A 20,144-nucleotide genomic window follows, 5' to 3' on the forward strand; every position below is an offset into this window, starting at 1 on the left:
CATCCGTGACAGAACAGGGGCCGCTTCATATGGGTGGCTGCGGCAAAAGGCAGTGACCTTCGCCGCAGGGCGCCCGTTACAGATTGCGCTCGAATTCGCGCACTTGCTTCTCCGCCTCTTCCCGCGCAACACCATAGCGCTCCTGGATCTTGCCGATGAGGTAGTCCCGGTGGCCTTCCGCCACCGTCATGTCGTCATCGGTCAGCTTGCCCCAATGCTCCTTGATCCGGCCCGTGGCCTGCTTCCATTTGCCTTTGATGATGTCGTCGTTCGTCATTGATTACTCCTTCGGGTTGAGGTCCATCCGGCCGCCGTCCCCAACAGCGGGAACAAGCCGGCGTGCGGCCTTGCTGCGGCGGCCCCTTGGACAATGCCGGGCCGGCCTTCGCCGCACTGCGTTCGCACTCCCGCATGGAACTGGACGTATCGCACGTCCGGCAGAAGTACGCGCCAGGCTGTCTGACGTACAGGTCTGAGAGCACACCAGGCACCACGTTCCCGAGCGGGAACACTCAAGGGTTTCCAGCTGTAAGTGGTCCGAAGTTTCCTGAACCGGAAATTCTCTTGCCCCTTACGGTCTCGCAGCAGATACGACGCTGACCTGGAACCGTGGCGCCAAGTCCAGCTTGCGTAGCTAGCGGGCAATGATTAGCACCTCGATTCCGCGTAAGGATCCCTATTTATGAGCGATACTATTGACACTTTATGCACTAAACAACAAAGTATCGGACATCATGCCTCGATCCTTCCAAAAGCCCTTCCCTGCTCTTGAGCGCCAGATGACGGCACTCGGAGGGCGCCTGCGTCTTGCGCGGAAGCGCCGCAAGATCACGACTATCCAGATGGCGGAGCGGATGGGCATCTCGCGTGACACGCTCAATCGGCTTGAAAAGGGTGACGCCAACATCGCGCTGGGCACCTACCTGCGGGCGTTGCGCGTGCTGGGTCTGGATCGCGATCTGGACCTGCTCGCGCGAGACGACGAATTGGGCCGCAAGTTGCAGGATCTCGAACTGGAGCCTGCGACGCGCACGCGGCCTACCGCACGCGCCAGCGGCGGCGAGGGCTGACGCAGTGGCGCGCGAATCCTGGCAGGTGCACCTCGATGCGCGTGAGCTGGGCGTGTGCGCGATGGTCGGCACACTGTGGCGCCATGCATCGCGGACCGATGTGCCACCCTCTTTCGAGTACGACCCCGCGTGGCTGCAGAACCACCGCGCCTTCATGCTCGACCCCCGGCTGGAACTGTACGGCGGCGAACAGCACCCGGCCCACCCGGCGCCCGCATTTGGCGTGTTTATGGATTCCGCACCGGACCGCTGGGGACGCGTGCTGATGGAGCGACGCGAAGCCATCGCCGCGCGACGCGAAGGGCGTGCCCCCCCTCGCCTGCAGGAAGTCGACTTCCTGCTCGGTGTACACGACCTCACCCGCATGGGCGCACTGCGGCTGCGCGCGTCGGACGACACACCGTTTCTCGACAACAGCCCGCTTGCAGCACCGCCCGTCACCAGCCTGCCGGAACTCGCGCAGGCAAGCCGTGCAGTGGAAGATGCCGGAGCCGAAGCGCTGCCCGAATACGAGCAGTGGCTGGCAATGCTGATCGCACCCGGCACGTCCTTGGGCGGCGCCCGCCCCAAGGCCAACTTCACCGGCGAAGACGGCGCACTGTGGATTGCCAAGTTCCCTGCACAAAACGACCGCTACGACGTTGGCGCATGGGAACTCGCAACGCGCACCCTGGCGCTGCGCGCCGGCATTCAGGTGCCGGATGCGCAGGGGCGCAAGCTCACCGACCGCTACCTCACCTATTGCTCGCGGCGCTTCGACCGCGACGGCAACAGCCGCCGCATGTTCTCGTCGGCCATGACGCTGCTGGAATACACCGATGGCGAAGAAGGCGGCAGCTATCTCGATCTGGCCCAGTTCCTGAGCGACAACGGCGCCCAGGGCCATGTCGATTCCGACCTCGAACAACTCTTCCGGCGCGTGCTGTTCAACATCCGTATCGGCAACCGCGACGACCACCTGCGCAACCATGGCTTCATCCGCGTACCCAGCGGCTGGCGGCTGGCCCCCGCCTACGACGTCAATCCCAACCCCCACCGGGATACGCACTCACTCACCATCGACGGCCACAGCGCTGCGCCGGATGTCGATCTGGCACTGGCCTGCGCCGAGTTGTATCGGGTCAGTTCCGCACGGGCGAAAGCGATTCTCGCGGAGGTCGATCGCACCGTAAGCGGTTGGCGTGACGAAGCCGAGATTTTGGGGGTGGGTCGTAGCGAGATTGCGATGATGGAGCGGGTAATCGCGGCGTGAGCAATCGCAGGCGCCAAGGGGTATAAATTCTTGGCCCGCCCCCGCGCACGCTCACATCGGCGCGCCCGGGAGGGACCTGCAAACTTCGGCTTACTGCGCCAGATCCACCTTCAACCAGATCGATTGCTGGCTCGCCTCCCGACCCGTGCCGCGACCAAGCAGTTCGCTGCTCCGGCTTTGGTCCGAAGTAGCCGTGCCGCCGAGTTCGATCCATTCGCCCAGTTGGCCGCTGATCGTTGTGCTCAGTTGGCGAGTGTCGGCATCTCCGCGTCGGCTCGTGGCGGTATCGGCGAATTGGGTGATTTCGAGTGTCACGCGTTGTCCGCTGAGGCGCGGCACTGCATGAAACCCGCTCCCGACATCCCGCCAGACCGTGGTCTCACGGATGACCGCCCCGTTCGGGCCGATCACCACCTCGCGCAGCGGGATCGCAAACGAGCGCCCGACCTGTATGAAAGCCGGGCTGCCTTCGGTGGCACGTACGCGCTGCTCGCCGGAACTGCTGCGCGTGCGTTCGCTGTCACGGGCTCTGCCTTCAATTCGGGTGCCGCTGCCTCCGACGACCACATCACCGCCAATCGAGTAGCCTCGCCGGCCTTCGCTATGGCTGCCCTGACTACTCACCTGGATGATCAGTTGCCGTGACGGGGTGTCGATCTCGGCCAGCACCTGCAGGATCTGCTGGCGGTTGTCTGGCGTCGTACGCAGGAAGAGCTTGTCATTGAAACCGGTCAGGGTTCCGCCGGGCGCGAGAAGAGGCTGGAGTATCGGCAGCACGCGGTCGGGCGTCTGATGGCGGAGCTGAATGGTTTCAAGCTGCTGCGCGAAGGCTGGCGAGGCAAGAACGCACAACGGCAGAGCGGCGAGACGGCACAGCATCCGGCGACGCAGCAGATCGGTGGTAGCGGGGAGCGGAAGGCGAGGCATGTCGGGGCTCACAACGTTTGTTCGTCTGACCGGCGGGTAGGCGCGTACTGCAGCGGGTCCTCTCTGCGACAGGCTACCCGATAGCGCCTCACGTCGCGATCGGGGAGACACCGTTTGATGCTGTATTAACGTCGAAGAAACGCAATCGCCAGCTCTTGCGGCGTGCCGCCCGGCGCTACGAGCAGAAAAGCAGTGGGGTATAAACATCATCCCGCCACGGCATCGACCAATTCCCGGCTGTCATCGGCCAACGCTTCCAGCCAGGACGGCTGCGCCGCTGGTTGGCGTGTAAGAAGCCCGTGCGAACGTCGGGGGCTATTCGGCTCACCGTGCTGAATGCTGTGACGCTCAGAACAAAGATTCTCGTGAGGTATAAAACCTCGACCTGACCCCGCGAGTAGCACTGGCCTGCGCCGAGTTGTACCGGGTCAGCTCCGCACGGGCTAAAGCGATTCTTGCGGAGGTGGATCGCGCCTTCAGCGACTGGGGAGACGAAGCCTGCAGCGTGGGGCTGGGTCGCAGCGAAATTGGAATGATGGAGCGGGTTATCGCAGCGTCAACAGTCCCAAGCGCCAAGCGGTATAAAATATAAACTCGCTCATACGATCGCTTACTTCTATCGGTTGCCCATGGATACCTTTCACCTCGTTATCGACACGAGTATGTTGCGCAGGCTTCCGTTCCATCACCCCGACTTCAAGCGCCTGCTAATGCGCTCGCAGATGGGAGTTCTAAAGATATACATCCCGCGCATAGCCCTTGAGGAAGAGCGCACCGCTCAACTCGAAAAGCATAGCAAGGCAGTGGAACAGATGAAGTCATCGTTTTCCAAACTGCAGCAAGGCATGCTGGGCATGCTGGTAGATGGCCTCCCGGAACCTCATTTGGATATATGGAATATCGAAGATGTCACCCGCAACTCGGAAAATAGCTTTGAACAATTTGTCGTCAAGAACAACATCGAAGTAATCCAGATATCTATTGAGCACGCAGCTAAAGCATGGGCAAGGTACTTCAAGGTAGATCTGCCATTTAGCCGAATCGAAGAACGCGAGAATCGGCGCAAAGATATCCCTGATTCGTGGATACTCGAAGCGGGGATTGAAATCAAGCCCCGAAAGGGTATCCACTGTGCATTGGTCGACGACAAAAAGCTAGCCGAGGCATTTAAGAACGAAGGTTTCAACATTTACCGAGACGTATCAACTCTACTAGACGACATCGAAAAAGCGACTGCCGTTGCTCCTATATGCCCACCAATTCTCGAGGAGCCGCCAGTTCCTCTCGATCAACTTCGCAGTCCAGCATTTAAGGACATGGACGTCATAGTTCTAGGTTTGATCGAGGCATTAAATACTCCCTCGAAGGAAGAGCTTTTTTTAGTGCTTGAGAACGCAGGGTTTGATCGTGCTATCAGCGAACACGAGGCATATACGCTAGTACTGTCCGGCCGGCTCAACGACACCGGCAGTCACCTTATCCCCACGAGCCGGGCGCTGGCCCAACGAGCCGCCAGTTCAGAGCCTGTGATCGCAGTACTCCTGAAGGTGACTCAATGAGTAAGCAAGAACTCCGCCTCGCGGCGCTTTCGAAGTTGGTCGGCATCAAATCAGAAGCAGTAGATGAGCGTCTGAGCGAAGAATTTGATCGCGCTACGAAGACACTGCAAGTAAGCGTCGAATACGACGAGCTGTCAGAGGCCCTGAAAACGCTGGCTGTGCTTGTCCCACGATTCCACATGGCGATAGTGTCGACACTGGAAGCGTTCGCGCGCTCAGTGCCGACACGGAGCTTGACCGAGGGCAATAGTCCGATCACCGGGGAAAGGCTTCGCTACCGTACACCATGGGCCCTCATTCGCGAGGCCATTGAAGTCGCTGACGCACTACGCTACGTCCACACTGAACAGGTTGTCGACTTCCTTTTAGACATGTCGCGCTCCGCGGACGAGGAAACCCGGGCCAAAGCAGAACAGGCTCTTGAGGCGATTGCACGATTTGACCTAGACGTCTTCTATGGCGAACAGCAACTTGGTGCGAAACCACAAACGCGCATGGTGGCCCACCTTGCGACACTGGACGACGACACGGTTCGCGATAGCGCGAACATCATTCTCCGGGCCCTTAGTGCGTTACTTTCACCGACCATAGAGGGGACCCACTGGTCAGCTCACAGCGTCACGATCCGACGAGGGTCGGTCGTGAGCGACGGTGGCGTAGCGTCCATGCGTGCTGAGGCGATTGAGCTCGCAAAACACATCTACAGACTTAAGGAGAATGTTGACCACCGAAAAAAAGTGCTGCAGACCCTAGAGTCGGCGACGAGACGGGAGGGCTCAATTTGCGACGCCGCCACAACTGCGATGCAGCAGCGGGACACAATCACAGTTCTCGAGTTCATGCGCGATCTTGTGGCGACTGAAGCACTCCCACTGGTGCAATCTATTGAGCACCAAGCTTACTGGATCTTCTACCACGGAGTCTCTCAAGCGGTTAGAGACAAGGCGCTGGAGGTGCGTAATGCGCTAGACGCACATGTGGAATATCAAGTCTACAAGCAACTCATTGGCTTCGAGGGCATTTTCGGAACGTGGGAGGACCTAGAACGCTCCGACGCAGCGTGGGATCACAGCGACACAAAGCGACATCAAGCGGCACGCCAATATCTCGGCGAGATCAACGACGCCAGCTACGGAACGTGGCGCGATCGCATTCTAGAGTTCTCAAAGACCCACTCTGACGATCTAGCAATGTTCCCAGTGTACTACGACTTTCTTGAGTCAATTGGTCGACTGATACCTTACCTCGCTCTCGAACTCGTCACCGACTACGAAGAAGCCATTTCGCCTTTCCTGATTCCCCTAATACGAGGCTTATGGGCCAGCACGAAACAGAAAGAAATCGAAGCCGTTGTGGCTAACTGGATCAAATATGGCAGGAATCTGACGGCCATCGCCAAGTCTCTGTATCGTATGGGTGCGTCGCGGCTAGACATTCTGACGACGGTCGCTGAGCGCGCAGAGACGCTTGATGAGCGGGATGCTCTCATCCAAGTAATGGGCGTAGCAGCGAGCCTTCACGCCGATGGTGTTGCGGGTGCAAAGCCCATTTTCATGCAATCGCTACGGGGACTTACCAAACACAATGATGCTCGGTGGGCTAGCGTCCTTTGGTTTTCTAGAGACCTCCAAACTCTGGTAAACGCGATGGAGCCAAACGAGCGCGCCGAGATACTTACCGCCCTCACCACTCTTCCGAATCTGGACTATCAAACCGAAGACATCCTTAACGCAATCGCAAAACAGGACCTTCAACAGGTAATCGACTTCTTCGTCTGCCGCTTGGAGCACGCTAGGCGACTTGCCCAGCTAAAGCATGATGAGAACGGCAGGAAGCGGTTTGAGCCCATTCCGTATGAGCTTCACAAGCTTAGTGACCTACTTGCACGTTCGCCGGACGCGCTGCTGACGGCCATACGGAACGACTTCGATAAAGAAGTTCGGTCCCTTTTCGGCTTTCGCGGGGCCCGGCTAGTCAAGGCGGCGCTCCCGACCTTCAGTGAACCGCTGGAGAAACTGCTGCTCACGTACATCCAGACCGGCCGCACAGACGATATCGGATTCGTCACCGGAATCCTTCAGACCTACGACGGGTCGCCCTCAATCTTGGCTGCCTGCAAGGCCATCATCAAAGTTGTGCCAGAGCGCTCAAGAGCGTGGAACGAAGTCGCGGCCGCTATTGAGGCAACGGGCGTCGTGACCGGCGAGTACGGCATCGTTGAGGCGCTCGAACGGAAGTTGGATGCAATTTCTGATTGGAAGAACGATGAGGATGAGCGTGTACAAGCCTTCGCCCAGTGGCTCATTGATGGACTGCAACGTCAGATTGAGAATGAACGACAGCGAACAGACGAATGGCTGGCGTTACGCAAATACCGCTATGGCGCAGGAGAAGGTGAGAACTGAAGGCTACGTTTGGCTCACCACTCTATTCAATCTAATTCATTAGACATCATCGAACCCTGGGGAGTGATGACCGATCTAAAGTTCAAATCGCAATTGAATGAGTCCCGGCACAATGCCGGGACATCAAGCACTACAGAGACAATCACCCAGACCTCACATCACGCAACCTCCCCCCGCAACACCCTCGCCGCCTCGACCATATTCTTCAGCGCCGGGATCACCTCATTCCACTGCCGCGTCTTCAGCCCGCAATCCGGGTTCACCCACAGCCGTTCGGCCGGAATGCGCTCTGCGGCTTTTTTCATCAACTGCACCATGTGCTGCTGGTCCGGGATGTTGGGTGAGTGGATGTCGTACACGCCGGGGCCGATTTGGTTGGGGTAGTTGAAGTGGTCGAAGGCGTCGAGCAGTTCCATGTCGGAGCGCGAGGTTTCGATGGTGATGACGTCGGCGTCCATGTCGGCGATGGACGCGATGATGTCGTTGAACTCCGAGTAGCACATGTGGGTGTGGATCTGCGTTTCGTCCTCCACGCCGTTGGCGGTGATGCGGAAGGCGGTGACGGCCCAGTCGAGGTAGTGCTGCCACTGGGCGCGGCGCAGCGGCAGGCCCTCGCGCAAGGCGGCCTCGTCGATCTGGATGACGCGCACGCCGGCCTTCTCCAGGTCGAGCACTTCTTCGCGGATGGCGAGCGCGAGCTGCCAGCAGGTGGTTGCGCGCGGCTGGTCGTCGCGCACGAATGACCAGTTGAGGATGGTCACCGGGCCGGTGAGCATGCCTTTCATGGGCTTGTCGGTGAGCGACTGGGCGAAGCGGATCCACTCCACGGTCATGGCCCTGGGGCGGCTGATGTCGCCGAACAGGAGGGGCGGTTTGACGCAGCGTGAGCCGTAGCTCTGCACCCAGCCGAACTGGCTGAAGGCGTAGCCGTCGAGCTGTTCGCCGAAGTATTCGACCATGTCGTTGCGCTCGGCCTCGCCGTGCACCAGCACGTCCAGCCCCAGCGCCTCCTGCTCGCGCACGCTGCGGGTGATCTCGTTTTCCATCGCGGCGCGGTAGGCCGCCTCGTCCAGCTCGCCGGCCTTGAACTGGCTGCGCGCCAGGCGGATGTCGGCGGTCTGCGGGAAGGAGCCGATGGTGGTGGTGGGGAATTTCGGCAGCTTCAGATGCGCGGCCTGCTTGCCGGCGCGGTCGGCATACGGGCTCTTGCGCTGGCCGAGCTGGGTGGTGAGCTTTTGCAGCGCGGCTTTGACGGCCGGGTTGTGCACGCGCGGCGAAGCGCGGCGCGCTTCGACTGCGGCACGGTTGGCCTCGAGCTCGGCCTGCACGGTAGCGCGGCCGAAATTGAGCGCCAGGGCGAGCACGTGCAGCTCTTCGAGCTTCTGGCGGGCAAAGGCCAGCCACGAACGCACCTCGGCATCCAGGCGCTCTTCGCTGTCGAGATCCACCGGCACATGCAGCAGCGAGCACGACGGCGCAATCCACAGGCGCTCGCCCAGGCGTTCCTGCAGCGGTTCAAGCCAGTCGAGCGCGGCGGCCAGATCCGTCTTCCAGATGTTGCGGCCGTCGATCACGCCCAGCGATACCACCTTGCTGGCTGGCAGCAGGTTAAGCAGGCTGTTCACCTCGTCCCGCGCCCGCACGGCGTCCAGATGTACGCCGGCCACCGGCAGGTTGGCGGCCAGATGCAGGTTCTCTTGCAGCGTGCCGAAGTAGGTGGCGAGCAGCAGCTTGACCTTGCTCGCCTTGAGCTCGTGATAGGCGAGGTTGAAGGCGTGCTTCCAGTCGGCGTCGAGTTCGGTGACCAGCACCGGCTCGTCGATCTGCACCCACTCGGCGCCCTCGTCGGCCAGGCGGTCGAGGAGTTGGGCATACACCGGCAGCAGGCGCGCCAGCAGGTCGAGCTTGTTGGAGTCGTCCTTGGCCTTGCCGAGCCACAGGTAGGTGACCGGGCCGATGATCACCGGCTTGGCCTTAACGCCCTGCTCGCGGGCTTCGCGCAGCTGCTCCACAAGGCGCGAGGCATCCAGCGCAAACGTGGTGTCGGCGGCAAACTCGGGGACGATGTAGTGGTAGTTGGTATCGAACCACTTGGTCATCTCGCCCGCGGCCACGCCACCGCAGCAGCCGGAATGCTCTTCTGCAGACGCAGCCGAGCGCCGAGGTGTGGACGAGTCCGCAGAGCGGCCTCGGGCCACGCGGAAGTAGTTGTCCAACGCGTCACCATGAAAACCGCGCACGCGCTCGGGCAGGTTGCCCAGCGTGAAGCTCATGTCCAGCACCTGGTCGTAGAAGGCAAAATCGCCCACCGGAACGAGGTCGAGCTGAGACTGCTTGCCCCAGTGGCGGGCACGCAGGTGGGCGCCGAGCGCCTTCAGGTCGTCGCGGGTGGACTGGCCCTTCCAGTAGGATTCGAGGCCAAACTTGAGTTCGCGCTGTGCGCCGATGCGGGGGAAGCCGAGGTTGTGGGTGAGTGCCATGATGGAGATTCCGTAGTTCAGAAAGTCGCCATGCTAGGCCGCGCAATTCATGAATAAAAATGGTACTTTTTCATGAATTCATGAATACGGCTCACACACTAATCTATGGCCCTGCTTGAACGAGCCCACCTCGCCATCGTCCGCGCCGTCGCCGAACACGGCACGCTCACCGCTGCTGCCGAGCAGCTTCACCTCACGCAATCGGCGCTGAGCCACTCCATGCGCAAGCTCGAAGACCAGCTGGGCGTGGCCATCTGGCACCGCGAAGGCCGCAGCCTGCGCCCGACCCAGGCGGGTGAATATCTGCTGGCCGTGGCGAACCGACTGATACCGCAGCTCGACCACGCCGAAGAGCGCCTGCGCCAGTTCGCGCGCGGCGAACGCGGCGCCTTGCGCATCGGCATGGAATGCCATCCCTGCTACCAGTGGCTGCTCAAGATCGTGTCGCCGTATCTGGCCGCATGGCCGGCGGTGGATGTGGATGTGAAGCAGAAATTCCAGTTTGGCGGCATCGGCGCGCTGTTCGGCTACGAGATCGACATGCTGGTCACGCCCGACCCGCTGTTCAAGCCCGGTCTGCACTTCGAGCCAGTGTTCGATTACGAACAGGTGCTGGTGGTGGGGCCGCAGCACGCGCTGCGCGGCGCGGCCTTTGTGCGGCCCGAACAGCTCTCCGACGAGACGCTGATAACCTACCCGGTGGAAACCGACCGGCTCGACATCTACGCGCAGTTCCTCACGCCGGCCGGCATCGCACCCAAGCGCCACAAGCCCATCGAGACCACCGACATCATGCTGCAGATGGTGGCCAGCGGCCGCGGCGTGGCGGCGCTGCCGCGCTGGCTGGTGGAGGAATACGCCGCCAAGCTCGACATCGCCCCGGTGCGCCTGGGCCGAAACGGCATTGCCAAGCAGATCTACCTCGGCATCCGTGAGGCGGATGCGGAAATCGACTACCTGCACGCCTTTGTGGAACTGGCGCGCACGCACCGCGGCCCGACGCCCACGTCTTGAGGCCCTCCCCCTGCGAGCTGCAGACAACAAAAAGCCCGCTCAACTTCGAGCGGGCTTGAGAACCTCCGGCAAGCTTCTGCTCAGAACACGTAGTTGGCGCTGATCAAGGCCGTGCGCGGCGCGCCCGGCATGCTGGTCGAGCGCAGGTACTTGGTGTCGGTCAGGTTGGTAATGGCCAACGTGATGGTCCAAGGCAGCAGACGCCAGCCCACGGAAGCATCCCAGCGCGTATAGCCGTCGCGTTTGTTGGTGTTGGCGCTGTCGGTGTAGGAAGCCCCGCGATAGGTCACGCCCACTTCGCCATACCAGTTGCCCGGCGGTGCGTAGCGCACGAAGAGGTTGCCGGTGCGGCGCGCGATATCGGGCAGGTAGTTGCCTTCCACTGCGGGCGAGACCTTGTCCTTGCTGACCTTGGCTTCCTGGAAGCCAAGGCCGCCACGCACATACCAGTTGGGCACCACCTGACCTGCCATGCTCAACTCCAGGCCGCGGGAGCGCTGACCACCGCGCACCGCCCACGTGTAGGGGTCGTTCACCGCATCCGGGCGATAGCGGATGTTGTACAGCTCCAGTTCGTACAAGGCGACCTGCGTGGACAGCCGTCCGCCGGCCCAGTCGCTCTTCACGCCGACTTCGTACTGGTTGGAGTACTGCGGCTTTTCGTCATACACGGCGCTGTCGGCCACCGACACACTCATCAGGCCACGGCCGCCATACGGCGCGAAGTTCTTGCTGTACGACGCGTACAGGCTGTGGTCCTTCACCGGTTGCCACACCACGCCCAGGCGCGGGCTGACAGTCGTGCCCTTGTAGCTGCGCTTCTGGTCCGTGATGAGGTTGTGGGAACCGAACTCGAAGCGGTCGAAACGCAGTCCGGCCAGCACCTTCCACTGCTCGCTCAGGCCGATCAGATCCTGCAGGTAGATGGCCTGCGATTCCGCTTTGTGGCGGTTGGAGGTCTTCGCCTCGCCGCGCGGCGTCTTGGGCGCCACCCACACCGGGTTATAGGGATCGACCGGATACGGATAGGCCAGCGAGGGGTCGGAACTGCTCTGCGAGGTGGCCAGATCGGGGCTGCGGTTCTCGCGGCTCAGCTCGATGCCGATCAGCACATCGTGGCTCACCGAGCCGGTGTTGAACTTGCCGGTGAGATCCACGTTGTTGGTGATCGTGCGGTTGCTGGTGTCCTGCCATGCCCGCGTGAAAGTCATCAGACCGGGGTTGGCGCATGCGTTGCCATTGCTCTTGAGCGTGCCGTCGAGCTGACAATAGGCGCCGCCATAGAGGTGGTCAAAGCTCTGGTTGGCCTCATGCACGGCCGCGGTCCATTTCACCGCCCACGCATCGTTGAAGCGGTAGTTCATGACCGAGCGGAACATCTCCATCTCGTCTTCGACGTAATCATCCGGGTGCGCATAGGCGGTCTCGCGCGACACGCCATCCGGCAGGGTGTTGAAGGCCGGCGCGCGGTCGGGGCGGCGCCACACCTTGTCGTAGGTGTATTGCAGCAGCCAGCTGAAGTTATCGTGGTTGTCGTACAGGATGCTGGGCGAGAGCATGCGGTTGCGGTTGGAGATGCCGTCGCGGAAGCTGTCCGCCTCTTCGTAGTCCGCCGTCAGACGCACCACCAGATTGGGGTTGACCACGTGATTCAGGTCCACGGTGGTGCCCCGGTTGTCCCATGAGCCGGCGCGCAGGTTGATGCTGCTCACCGCATCAAAGCTGGCCTGCTTGCTGATCAGGTTCACCACCCCGCCGCCCAGGCCCCGCCCGTACAGCACCGAAGCCGGCCCCTTCAGGATCTCGATGCGCTCGACGTTGGCCGTGCTGCGCCGGATCTGGCCGGTTGCGCGCACGCCGTCACGGTAGATGTCGTTCGAGTCCGCCGAGAAACCGCGGATGTTGATGCCGTCGCCACGCATGTCGTATTCGGTATCGACGCCGGGCGTGCCGTCGAGCAGCACACTCAAGTCGTTCAGCCCGTAGACCTTCGACTTGCTCATCTCCAGCGTGTTGATGGCCTGCGGCACGTCCTTGGGGTCGAGCGCCGTCTTGGTGGCCGTGGACACGGTACGCGGACGCGAGTCATCCGGATCAAGCACATCGGCCGTGACGACGACTTCTTCCATCGTCTGCACTTTTTCAGAATCGGCAGCCTGTGCCGCCAGCGGCGCCAGAACAGCGAAGAACGCCACCACCAGAGGTTTCAGCCGGGGCGCAGCCTGGCCGGGAAGGAATTCGTTATGCAATCGGTCACCCGTGCGTGTTTCAAAAGGACACGCATCTTACGCACCATTACAAATACGAATCACTATCATTTGCTTTTATGTTTGTTATTTACAACACCCACTCCATGCCTTCGCCCCGGCCCGCGGTGTGCCGCAGCGGGGGCCGTGCGGACGGCCAGGGCCGCTAAGGCGCAGTGGGTTTGTCTCGCTCGATGCGTTCGAGCTTGTGCAGCTCGCCCACCGCGCAATCCACACGTCGCCCCATGTCGAGCACCACAATCCGCTCGCCGCGCCCGAAGCTGCCGGCGCTGTCGGTGTAACCAATGCGCTCGGCCCAGGCCAATTCGCGACACGGGTAGAGGAAGGTCACCAGATAGACGCGCCCCGGCCCACCGTCGATCTGCATGTGTTGATCGTCAATGTAGTTCCAGCCCGATATCGAGAACGACGGCACCGTGCGCACCGCCTCTCCCAAACGGTAGCCGCGCTTCTCCAGCTGTTGCGGCACAACCGCCGGCGGCTCCGGCATCTCTTGCAAGGCGCCACACGCCGTTAACGCGCCCGCCAGCAGGAGAGCCCCGACAGGGCCCACAGAACGGATCGCCGAATGTTTCATCTTCTTCACCTCCGGTGGAGCGTGCACGGTTCAAGCATGACCGGATTTGACGCAGGCAAGCAGAAACAAAAGGTTTTTGCGCGCTGACAACAAGTAGCTCGGCCTGAACTTGCCCCACGTCAACAACCCGAAATCCAGCTCTTTGGTGTCGGTCTGCCCGGTGCTAATATCGCGCCACGCTAGGGGTCCTGAAGACGTCGTCTTCGGGTGAGAAAGACCCTTGAACCTGACCTGGATAATGCCAGCGTAGGGAAGCATGACGTTCATGGGGTGCCCTCCGCCCCGCTGTCTCGTCCGCCCCTTCGCGCGCAGTCCTCACGCGATCGAGTCGAACGAAGATGCCCTTCCTGCCCTGTCCCCCGAAATTGCTCGCACTGCCCGCAGTGCTCGCGCTGTCGTCCGTCGCTTTTGCACAGGACGTCGAACCCACCGAAATCACCCTGCCCGATGTCGTCGTCAGCGACACCGCTGCCTCCGACGAGATCGGCCGCAAGGCCAGCGTGGGCGGCTTCTCCGAAGCGCCGCTGCGCGAAACGCCGGCGTCGATCACGGTCATCACGCAGCAGCAGATGCAGGAGCGCGGCATCCGCAGCGCCACCGAAGCCGGCAAGTACGACGCCAGCGTGCAGAACTCGTACAACGCCGTCGGCCTGTCGGATCGCCTGGCCATCCGTGGTTTCGAGCTCGATTACGGCTCCAGCTACCGCAAGGACGGGCTGGTGATCCTCGGCACCTCGCCGGTCGCACTGGAGAACAAGGAACAGATCGAGATCCTCAAGGGGCTGGCCGGTCTGCAGGCCGGCATCGCCTCGTCCGGCGGCGTGCTGAATTACGTCACCAAGCGCCCGACCGACGTGCCGCTGCGTACCGTCACGCTGGAAACCAGCGAGCGCGGCACGCTGTACGGCGCCGTGGATCTGGGCGGGCGCACCGAAGACGGCCGCTTTGGCTACCGCCTCAATGCGGCGGCCTCCAAGGTGCGCTCGTATGTGCGCGGCTCGAACGGTGAGCGGCAGTTCGTTTCGGGTGCCTTTGACTGGCGCCTGAGCGAGCGCGCACTGCTGCAGTTCGACCTCGACCGCATGCACAAGTCGCAGCTCTCGGTGCCCGGCTTTCAGCTGCTGGGCGGCACCACGGTGCCGAAGAACGTGAGCGCCCGCGACATGCTCAACAACCAGCCGTGGAGCAGCCCGGTGGTGGACGACACCACCAACTACGGGCTGAAGTTCAGCTACGACCTCAACGATGACTGGCGCACCGAACTGTCGATCAACCGCCACACGCTGCGCCGTGACGACGCGGTGGCGCTGCCGTCGAACTTCCAGTCCAACGGCGACTACACGGTGGTCGACCTGCGCCGCGACAACGACAAACGCACGGTGCTGAGCACCCAGGCCCTGCTCAAGGGCAAGCTCGCCACCGGCTCAGTGCGCCACGAGCTGACCTTCGGCGCGGCCACCATGAACCGCCGCGACAGCTTTGCCGACTACGTCTTCGACCCGCGCGGCACCAGCAACATCTACGACCCGGTCGACGTCTCGCCCAGCCCGCTGGCCAACAACCCGGTGAGCCTGCGCCGCAAGGATGCCGAGCGCGCCGTGTTCGTGCAGGACGTGCTGCACCTGAACGAGCAGTTCAAGCTGCATGCCGGCCTGCGCTATGTGACGTTGGATCGCGACCAGTTCAATGCGGCCGGCACGCTGCTGCGCCGCACCAGCGACAACTTCGTGCTGCCCAGCGTGGCGCTGGTGTACAGCCCGAACAAGACGTTGTCGTTCTATGGTTCGGTCTCGCGGGGTCTGGAACCCGGTGGCACGGCGCCGGTGGGCTCGACCAACAGCGGTCAGGTGCTCGACCCGTCGAAATCGCGCCAGCTCGAACTGGGCGTGAAAGCCGATCTCGCGCCCGACCTGAGCGTGGCCGCTGCCGTTTTCCAACTCCAGCGCCCGTACGAATATCTGCCGGGTGTAGGGCAGGCCTTCCAGGCCTCGGGCACCGACCGCCGCCGCGGCCTCGAGCTGTCGGCCAACGGACGCGTCACGCGCAACCTGCTGGTCGGCGCCAGCCTGACGCTGACGCTGGCCGACGTGCAGGGCGACGCCACCGAATCGAGCCGACGCGTGGGCAACGTGTCGCGCTACAAGAGCATCGTGTATGGCGAATACACCGTGCCGTCCATGCCGGCCCTGCGCCTGAACGGCAGCTGGCAGTACGCCAGCAGCAAGCTGTTCGCCCCCGCCGGCACCATCCTGACCAAAGTCAGCGGCTATCACGTGGTCAACATCGGCGCGAGCTACCTCACGGAAGTCGGCGGCACGCCCACCACCTTCCGCTTCGGCATCAACAACCTGTTCGACAAGTTCTACTGGGGTGACACCTCGAACACGCTGGGCGGCTACCTGATTCCGGGCGCGCCGCGCACCATGCGCCTGAGCGCACATTTCGAGTTCTGATCCCGCTCCGCCATGAAGAACGGGCCCCGGCGCATGCCGGGGCCCGTTTTTTTGTCACGTCAGGGAGCAGACGGTATTACGGCGCCCTGCCCCGCCTGCAGATCAGATGTGTTCCTCGCTGAGCTTGCGCGTAGACAGCGACAGCGATTCCAGCTCGAACGGCGCCTTGCCACGGCGCACGACGCGCAGCGCATAGATCACCACCACCGGCACCACGGCCGCCAGCAGGAAGGACTCCAGCAGGTGCGTCATCGGCTGACCTGGCAGCGGGAACATCACCAGACCGGCCACCAGACCGGCGAGCGTGCCCACCATGGCCGAGAAGCCGTCGTGAGCGCGGCTGAACAGACCGAAGAACACCGGGAAGGCTGCAGCCGCGCACAGCAGGTCGGCCAGCAGGAAGAGATACAGCACGCTGAAACCCTGTGCCGCCACAATCAGCGCAGGAATCGCCATGACCACCACCAGCCAGCGCGCCAGACGCAGCAGGCTGGCCGGGCTGGCCGCGGGCATCGCTCGACCCACATCCACCGCGACGATGCTGGAGATGGCGCTGATACCGGTATCCACGCTCGACATGACCAGTGCGATGCCCAGCGGAATCAGCGCAATCGCGAGCCACATCGGCATTTCCGACAGGATCACCGTGAACAGCGCAACGGAGTCATCCCCGCCCGGCGTGAGCGCCACGAAGGCCAGGCCGAACAGCCCCATGATGAAGATGAACGGCACCACCAGCACGCCGCCCAGCAGGAAGCCGCGACGCATCGAGGGGATGTCCTTGGCCGAGTAGATGCGCTGCCAGTTGCCCTGGTGGAAGATGCCGGTGAGCAGGATGGCGAAGAAGAAGGTCAGGCCGGCCTTGATGCCGGCCATGTCACCCAGGTCGAGCAGGCGCGGCGCGGTTTCCTGCAGGCGCTCGGTCACCGGGCCGATGCCGCCGGTGACCTGCCAGCCGAGCCCGATCAGCGCGGCGACCAGCGGAATGATGATGATGACCTGCATCTTGTCGGTGAAGATCGACGCGCGCAGCCCGCCGTAGGTGGTGTAGATCAGCGTCGCCACCATCACGATGGCCGCACTCACCCACAGCGGCACCGGCGCCAGCAACTGCACCAGCTTGCCGATGGCGGTCAGCTCGGCGGTGAGCGCGATGAACATGTAGAAAATCATGATCAGCAGCGTCAGCCAGTACATCGGCCGGCCGTAGCGCGCGATCAGGAATTCGGTGAGCGAATGGCCGTTGGGCATCAGCTCGCGCATGCGCTTGCCCAGCGGAATCATCGCGATGCGCGGCGACATCGAGCCCAGCGCATAACCGATCACCGCGGCCAGACCGCCCCAGGTGGCCGCCTGCGCCGGCGAGAACAGAATCCACGCACCGAGCGACGAAGCCAGCAAGGTCATGATGGTCGCGACCGACCCCTGACTGTTGCGGGCGACGATGTATTCCTCAAGGTTGCCGCGGTAGCGGCGGGCGTAGGCCATGCCGGCAATGGCAAAGGCGGCGGCGAAGAAGGTGAGCCACGTGATGGCGGCCGGTGCGCTGAGCATGCTGCGGGACTCCTGAAACGGCTAAGGACGGAGCCCGCGCTCGGTGAGGGCGGTGCATCCTTCCTTACGCCGGTATTACCCGGATCAAGTATCGGGGTCATGGCTGGCGCCATCTCTCAGCCGCATGCGGCTCCCCCAGGATCAAGCGGCGGATTATACGCCTGCGAGCGGGTGCAAGACATCCGCGCAGGCCGCCGAAGTGCTCTTCCGTGATAAGGTTTGCGCCCGACACGGGGTGTCCTGCATCTGCGGACTGAGATCACACCCGTCGAACCTGATCCAGCTTGTACTGGCGAAGGGATGTCCTCACGCACCGCTCGTGCATCCCCCTTGCCAGCTTCATCACAAGGGAAAAGCATGTCCAGCCATTCTGCGCCCCTCGCGCAACAACTCGTTCTCGTCACCGGCGCCGGTCGCGGCCTCGGCGCGCATATCGCGCGTGCCTTCCTCGCGCACGGCGCGAAAGTCATCGTGAACTACCTGAACAGCGCCAGCGCGGCCAACGATCTGGTCAGCACCGCCGCACCGGGTCAGGCACTCGCCATCCAGGCCGACGTGAGCGATGCCGCGGCGGTGCAGGCCATGTTCGAGCGCGCCCAGACGCATTTCGGCCAGCCGGTGACCACTGTGGTGAACAACGCCCTGCCCGCCTTCAGCTTCAACGGCGACGCCCGTGAGCACGCCGACGTGCTGCGCTGGGAGAGCATCGCGCAGCAGTTGGAAGGCGTCGTGCGTGGCGCGCTGAACACCACGCAGGCTGCGCTGCCGGGCATGAAACAGGCCGGCTTTGGCCACATCATCAACATCGGCACCAACCTGTTCCAGAACCCGGTCGTGCCCTATCACGACTACACCGCCGCCAAGGCCGCACTGCTGTCGCTCACGCGCACGCTGTCGCAGGATCTGGGGCCGGACGGCATCACCGTGAACATGGTTTCGGGCGGCCTGCTGCGCACGACCGACGCGTCCGCCGCCACGCCCGAAGCCGTGTTCGACCTGATCGCCGCGAGCACGCCGCTGCGCCGCGTCACCACGCCCGAGGAATTCGCCGACGCCGTGCTGTTCTTCGCGTCGCCGTGGTCGCGCGCCATCACCGGGCAGAACCTGGTGGTCGACGGCGGGCTGGTGAAGAACTGAGGCCACGACCATGATGCACATCAACCTCTTCCTGTTCGGCTGCGGCCACCACAACGCGGCCTGGCGCCACCCGGCATCGCCGGTCGAGCGCCTCGGTGATATCCGCTTCTACGAGGAAATGGCGCAACTGGCCGAACGCGGCAAGCTCGACGCCGTGTTCCTGGCCGACGGCCACGCCGCCGTCAATCTCACTGACGGCCCGCGCTGGTTCCTCGAACCGGTCACCATGCTCACCGCCATGGCCCGCGCCACCAGCCGCGTCGGCCTGATCTGCACGGTTTCGAGCACCTTCTACACGCCGTTTCACGCCGCACGCCTGATCGGCTCGCTCGATCACATCTCGGGCGGGCGAGTGGGCTGGAACGTGGTCACCTCGATGTTCGACGCCGAGGCGCGCAACCATGGCTACGAATCCATGCCCGGCCACGCCGAGCGCTATGCCCGCGCCGACGAATTCATCGAGGCCGTGCTGGCGCTGTGGGACAGTTGGGACGACGGCGCCGTGCTCAACGACCGCCACGGCCTGTATGCCGACCCCGAGCGCGTGCGCAATATCAATCACCACGGCCAGCACTTCCTGGTCGACGGCCCGCTGACCGTGCCGCGCCCGCCGCAGGGCAACCCGGTGCTGATCCAGGCCGGCGCATCGGACGAAGGCCGCGCGCTGGCCGGCAAGTACGCCGAGGCCATCTACGCCGTGGCCTACGACCTGCCCTCGGCGCAGGCCTACTACAACTCGATTCGTGAAAGCGTGAAGGCGGCCGGGCGCGATGCGCCGGTGCCGATCCTGCCCGGGCTGGTCACCTACGTCGGCTCCACCGAAGCCGAGGCCAAGGCCAAGCAGCGCGAACTCGACGAACTGCTGCCGACCGAAAGCTCGCTGCGGCAGTTACAGACCTTCATCGACCAGGACTGCATGAGCTGGGAGCTCGATGCCCCCGTACCGCCGCTGCCGCCGCTCGAAGCCTTCAAGGGCCCGAAGGGGCGTTACGCCACGGTGCTGCGCATCATCGAAACCGAGCAACCCACCGTGCGCCAGCTGCTCGGCCGGCTCGCGGCCGGTGGCGGCCACTGCACCATGGTCGGCACGCCCGAGCAGATCGCCGACAAGATGGAGCACTGGTACCGCAACGGCGGCGCCGACGGCTTCAACCTGATGCCCCCGGCCGAGCCCGGCAGCGTGGAAGACTTTGTCGACCACGTCATCCCGGTGCTGCAAAAGCGCGGCCTGTTCCGCAAGGACTACGAGCACACCACCTTGCGCGGCCACTTCGGCCTACCCCGGCCACCGCGCGCCTGAGCGCCGAGCCACAGACCTCCGGCAATCGAACGGCACCCTCGCGGTGCCGTTCCTTTTTGTCCACACCTCTTCAAGCCTCCGCATGACTGCGCTAACATGAGAACAATTCTCAATCCGAAATAGCCAGCCAACCCGACTCGGGCCAGCCA

Annotated in this window: 14 protein-coding genes and 3 riboswitches; of the genes, 8 read left to right on the plus strand and 6 right to left on the minus strand. The window is 63.0% G+C overall.

Annotation, left to right across the window (positions count from 1 at the left end; translation table 11 throughout):
• Positions 1-76: 76 nt before the first annotated feature.
• The gene (locus tag AC6H0R_RS03340; protein WP_497579925.1) at positions 77-277 is read right to left on the minus strand and encodes a CsbD family protein; all 201 of its coding nucleotides are present in this window, start codon (positions 275-277) and stop codon (positions 77-79) included.
• A gap of 502 nt (positions 278-779) precedes the next feature.
• On the opposite strand from AC6H0R_RS03340, the gene AC6H0R_RS03345 reads away from it, so the two are divergent.
• Positions 780-1,070, plus strand: coding sequence for a helix-turn-helix domain-containing protein (locus AC6H0R_RS03345; RefSeq protein ID WP_497579926.1), 291 nt, complete (start codon positions 780-782; stop codon positions 1,068-1,070).
• 4 nt (positions 1,071-1,074) lie between these two features.
• Positions 1,075-2,322 carry a type II toxin-antitoxin system HipA family toxin gene (locus tag AC6H0R_RS03350; protein WP_497579927.1) on the plus strand — a complete coding sequence of 416 codons (1,248 nt, stop codon included), beginning with the start codon at positions 1,075-1,077 and terminating at the stop codon, positions 2,320-2,322.
• Positions 2,323-2,412: 90 nt separating this feature from the next.
• On the opposite strand, the gene AC6H0R_RS03355 is transcribed toward AC6H0R_RS03350, so the two are convergent.
• Complete coding sequence (locus AC6H0R_RS03355) at positions 2,413-3,249, minus strand: secretin N-terminal domain-containing protein (RefSeq protein WP_497579928.1); 837 nt, start codon at positions 3,247-3,249, stop codon at positions 2,413-2,415.
• 629 nt (positions 3,250-3,878) lie between these two features.
• On the opposite strand from AC6H0R_RS03355, the gene AC6H0R_RS03360 reads away from it, so the two are divergent.
• Both AC6H0R_RS03360 and AC6H0R_RS03365 read left to right on the plus strand, forming a co-directional pair.
• Complete coding sequence (locus tag AC6H0R_RS03360) at positions 3,879-4,808, plus strand: PIN domain-containing protein (protein WP_497579929.1); 930 nt, start codon at positions 3,879-3,881, stop codon at positions 4,806-4,808.
• Positions 4,805-7,213 carry a hypothetical protein gene (locus AC6H0R_RS03365; RefSeq protein WP_497579930.1) on the plus strand — a complete coding sequence of 803 codons (2,409 nt, stop codon included), beginning with the start codon at positions 4,805-4,807 and terminating at the stop codon, positions 7,211-7,213. Before AC6H0R_RS03360 ends, AC6H0R_RS03365 begins: the two co-directional genes overlap by 4 nt.
• A gap of 158 nt (positions 7,214-7,371) precedes the next feature.
• Here the strand turns inward: AC6H0R_RS03365 and metE are convergent, their stop codons facing one another.
• Complete coding sequence (gene metE / locus AC6H0R_RS03370; protein WP_497579931.1) at positions 7,372-9,693, minus strand: 5-methyltetrahydropteroyltriglutamate--homocysteine S-methyltransferase; 2,322 nt, start codon at positions 9,691-9,693, stop codon at positions 7,372-7,374.
• A 105-nt stretch (positions 9,694-9,798) separates the two neighbouring features.
• Between metE and AC6H0R_RS03375 the strand changes: the two genes are divergently transcribed.
• Positions 9,799-10,707 carry a LysR family transcriptional regulator gene (locus AC6H0R_RS03375; RefSeq protein ID WP_497579932.1) on the plus strand — a complete coding sequence of 303 codons (909 nt, stop codon included), beginning with the start codon at positions 9,799-9,801 and terminating at the stop codon, positions 10,705-10,707.
• A gap of 80 nt (positions 10,708-10,787) precedes the next feature.
• On the opposite strand, the gene AC6H0R_RS03380 is transcribed toward AC6H0R_RS03375, so the two are convergent.
• Both AC6H0R_RS03380 and AC6H0R_RS03385 read right to left on the minus strand, forming a co-directional pair.
• Positions 10,788-12,956: a TonB-dependent receptor gene (locus AC6H0R_RS03380; RefSeq protein ID WP_497579933.1), complete on the minus strand. Its 2,169-nt coding sequence runs from the start codon at positions 12,954-12,956 to the stop codon at positions 10,788-10,790.
• Between the two features lie 163 nt (positions 12,957-13,119).
• Positions 13,120-13,551 (minus strand): DUF6491 family protein, encoded by a 432-nt coding sequence (locus tag AC6H0R_RS03385; RefSeq protein WP_497579934.1) that lies wholly within the window; start codon positions 13,549-13,551, stop codon positions 13,120-13,122.
• A gap of 171 nt (positions 13,552-13,722) precedes the next feature.
• Positions 13,723-13,821: riboswitch (TPP riboswitch) on the plus strand.
• Positions 13,822-13,889: 68 nt separating this feature from the next.
• Between AC6H0R_RS03385 and AC6H0R_RS03390 the strand changes: the two genes are divergently transcribed.
• On the plus strand, positions 13,890-16,004 hold the full coding sequence (locus AC6H0R_RS03390; RefSeq protein WP_497579935.1) for a TonB-dependent siderophore receptor: 2,115 nt from the start codon (positions 13,890-13,892) through the stop codon (positions 16,002-16,004).
• Positions 16,005-16,106: 102 nt separating this feature from the next.
• On the opposite strand, the gene AC6H0R_RS03395 is transcribed toward AC6H0R_RS03390, so the two are convergent.
• Positions 16,107-17,558 (minus strand): sodium:solute symporter family transporter, encoded by a 1,452-nt coding sequence (locus AC6H0R_RS03395; RefSeq protein ID WP_497579936.1) that lies wholly within the window; start codon positions 17,556-17,558, stop codon positions 16,107-16,109.
• A gap of 44 nt (positions 17,559-17,602) precedes the next feature.
• A riboswitch (TPP riboswitch) is annotated at positions 17,603-17,705 on the minus strand.
• Positions 17,706-17,779: 74 nt separating this feature from the next.
• Positions 17,780-17,876: riboswitch (TPP riboswitch) on the plus strand.
• Positions 17,877-17,915: 39 nt separating this feature from the next.
• Between AC6H0R_RS03395 and AC6H0R_RS03400 the strand changes: the two genes are divergently transcribed.
• Positions 17,916-18,695, plus strand: coding sequence for a 3-oxoacyl-ACP reductase (locus tag AC6H0R_RS03400; RefSeq protein WP_497579937.1), 780 nt, complete (start codon positions 17,916-17,918; stop codon positions 18,693-18,695).
• Between the two features lie 10 nt (positions 18,696-18,705).
• Positions 18,706-19,995 carry an LLM class flavin-dependent oxidoreductase gene (locus AC6H0R_RS03405; RefSeq protein ID WP_497579938.1) on the plus strand — a complete coding sequence of 430 codons (1,290 nt, stop codon included), beginning with the start codon at positions 18,706-18,708 and terminating at the stop codon, positions 19,993-19,995.
• The last annotated feature ends 149 nt before the right edge of the window (positions 19,996-20,144 follow it).

This window comes from Pseudazoarcus sp. NS36 (genome assembly GCF_059703705.1).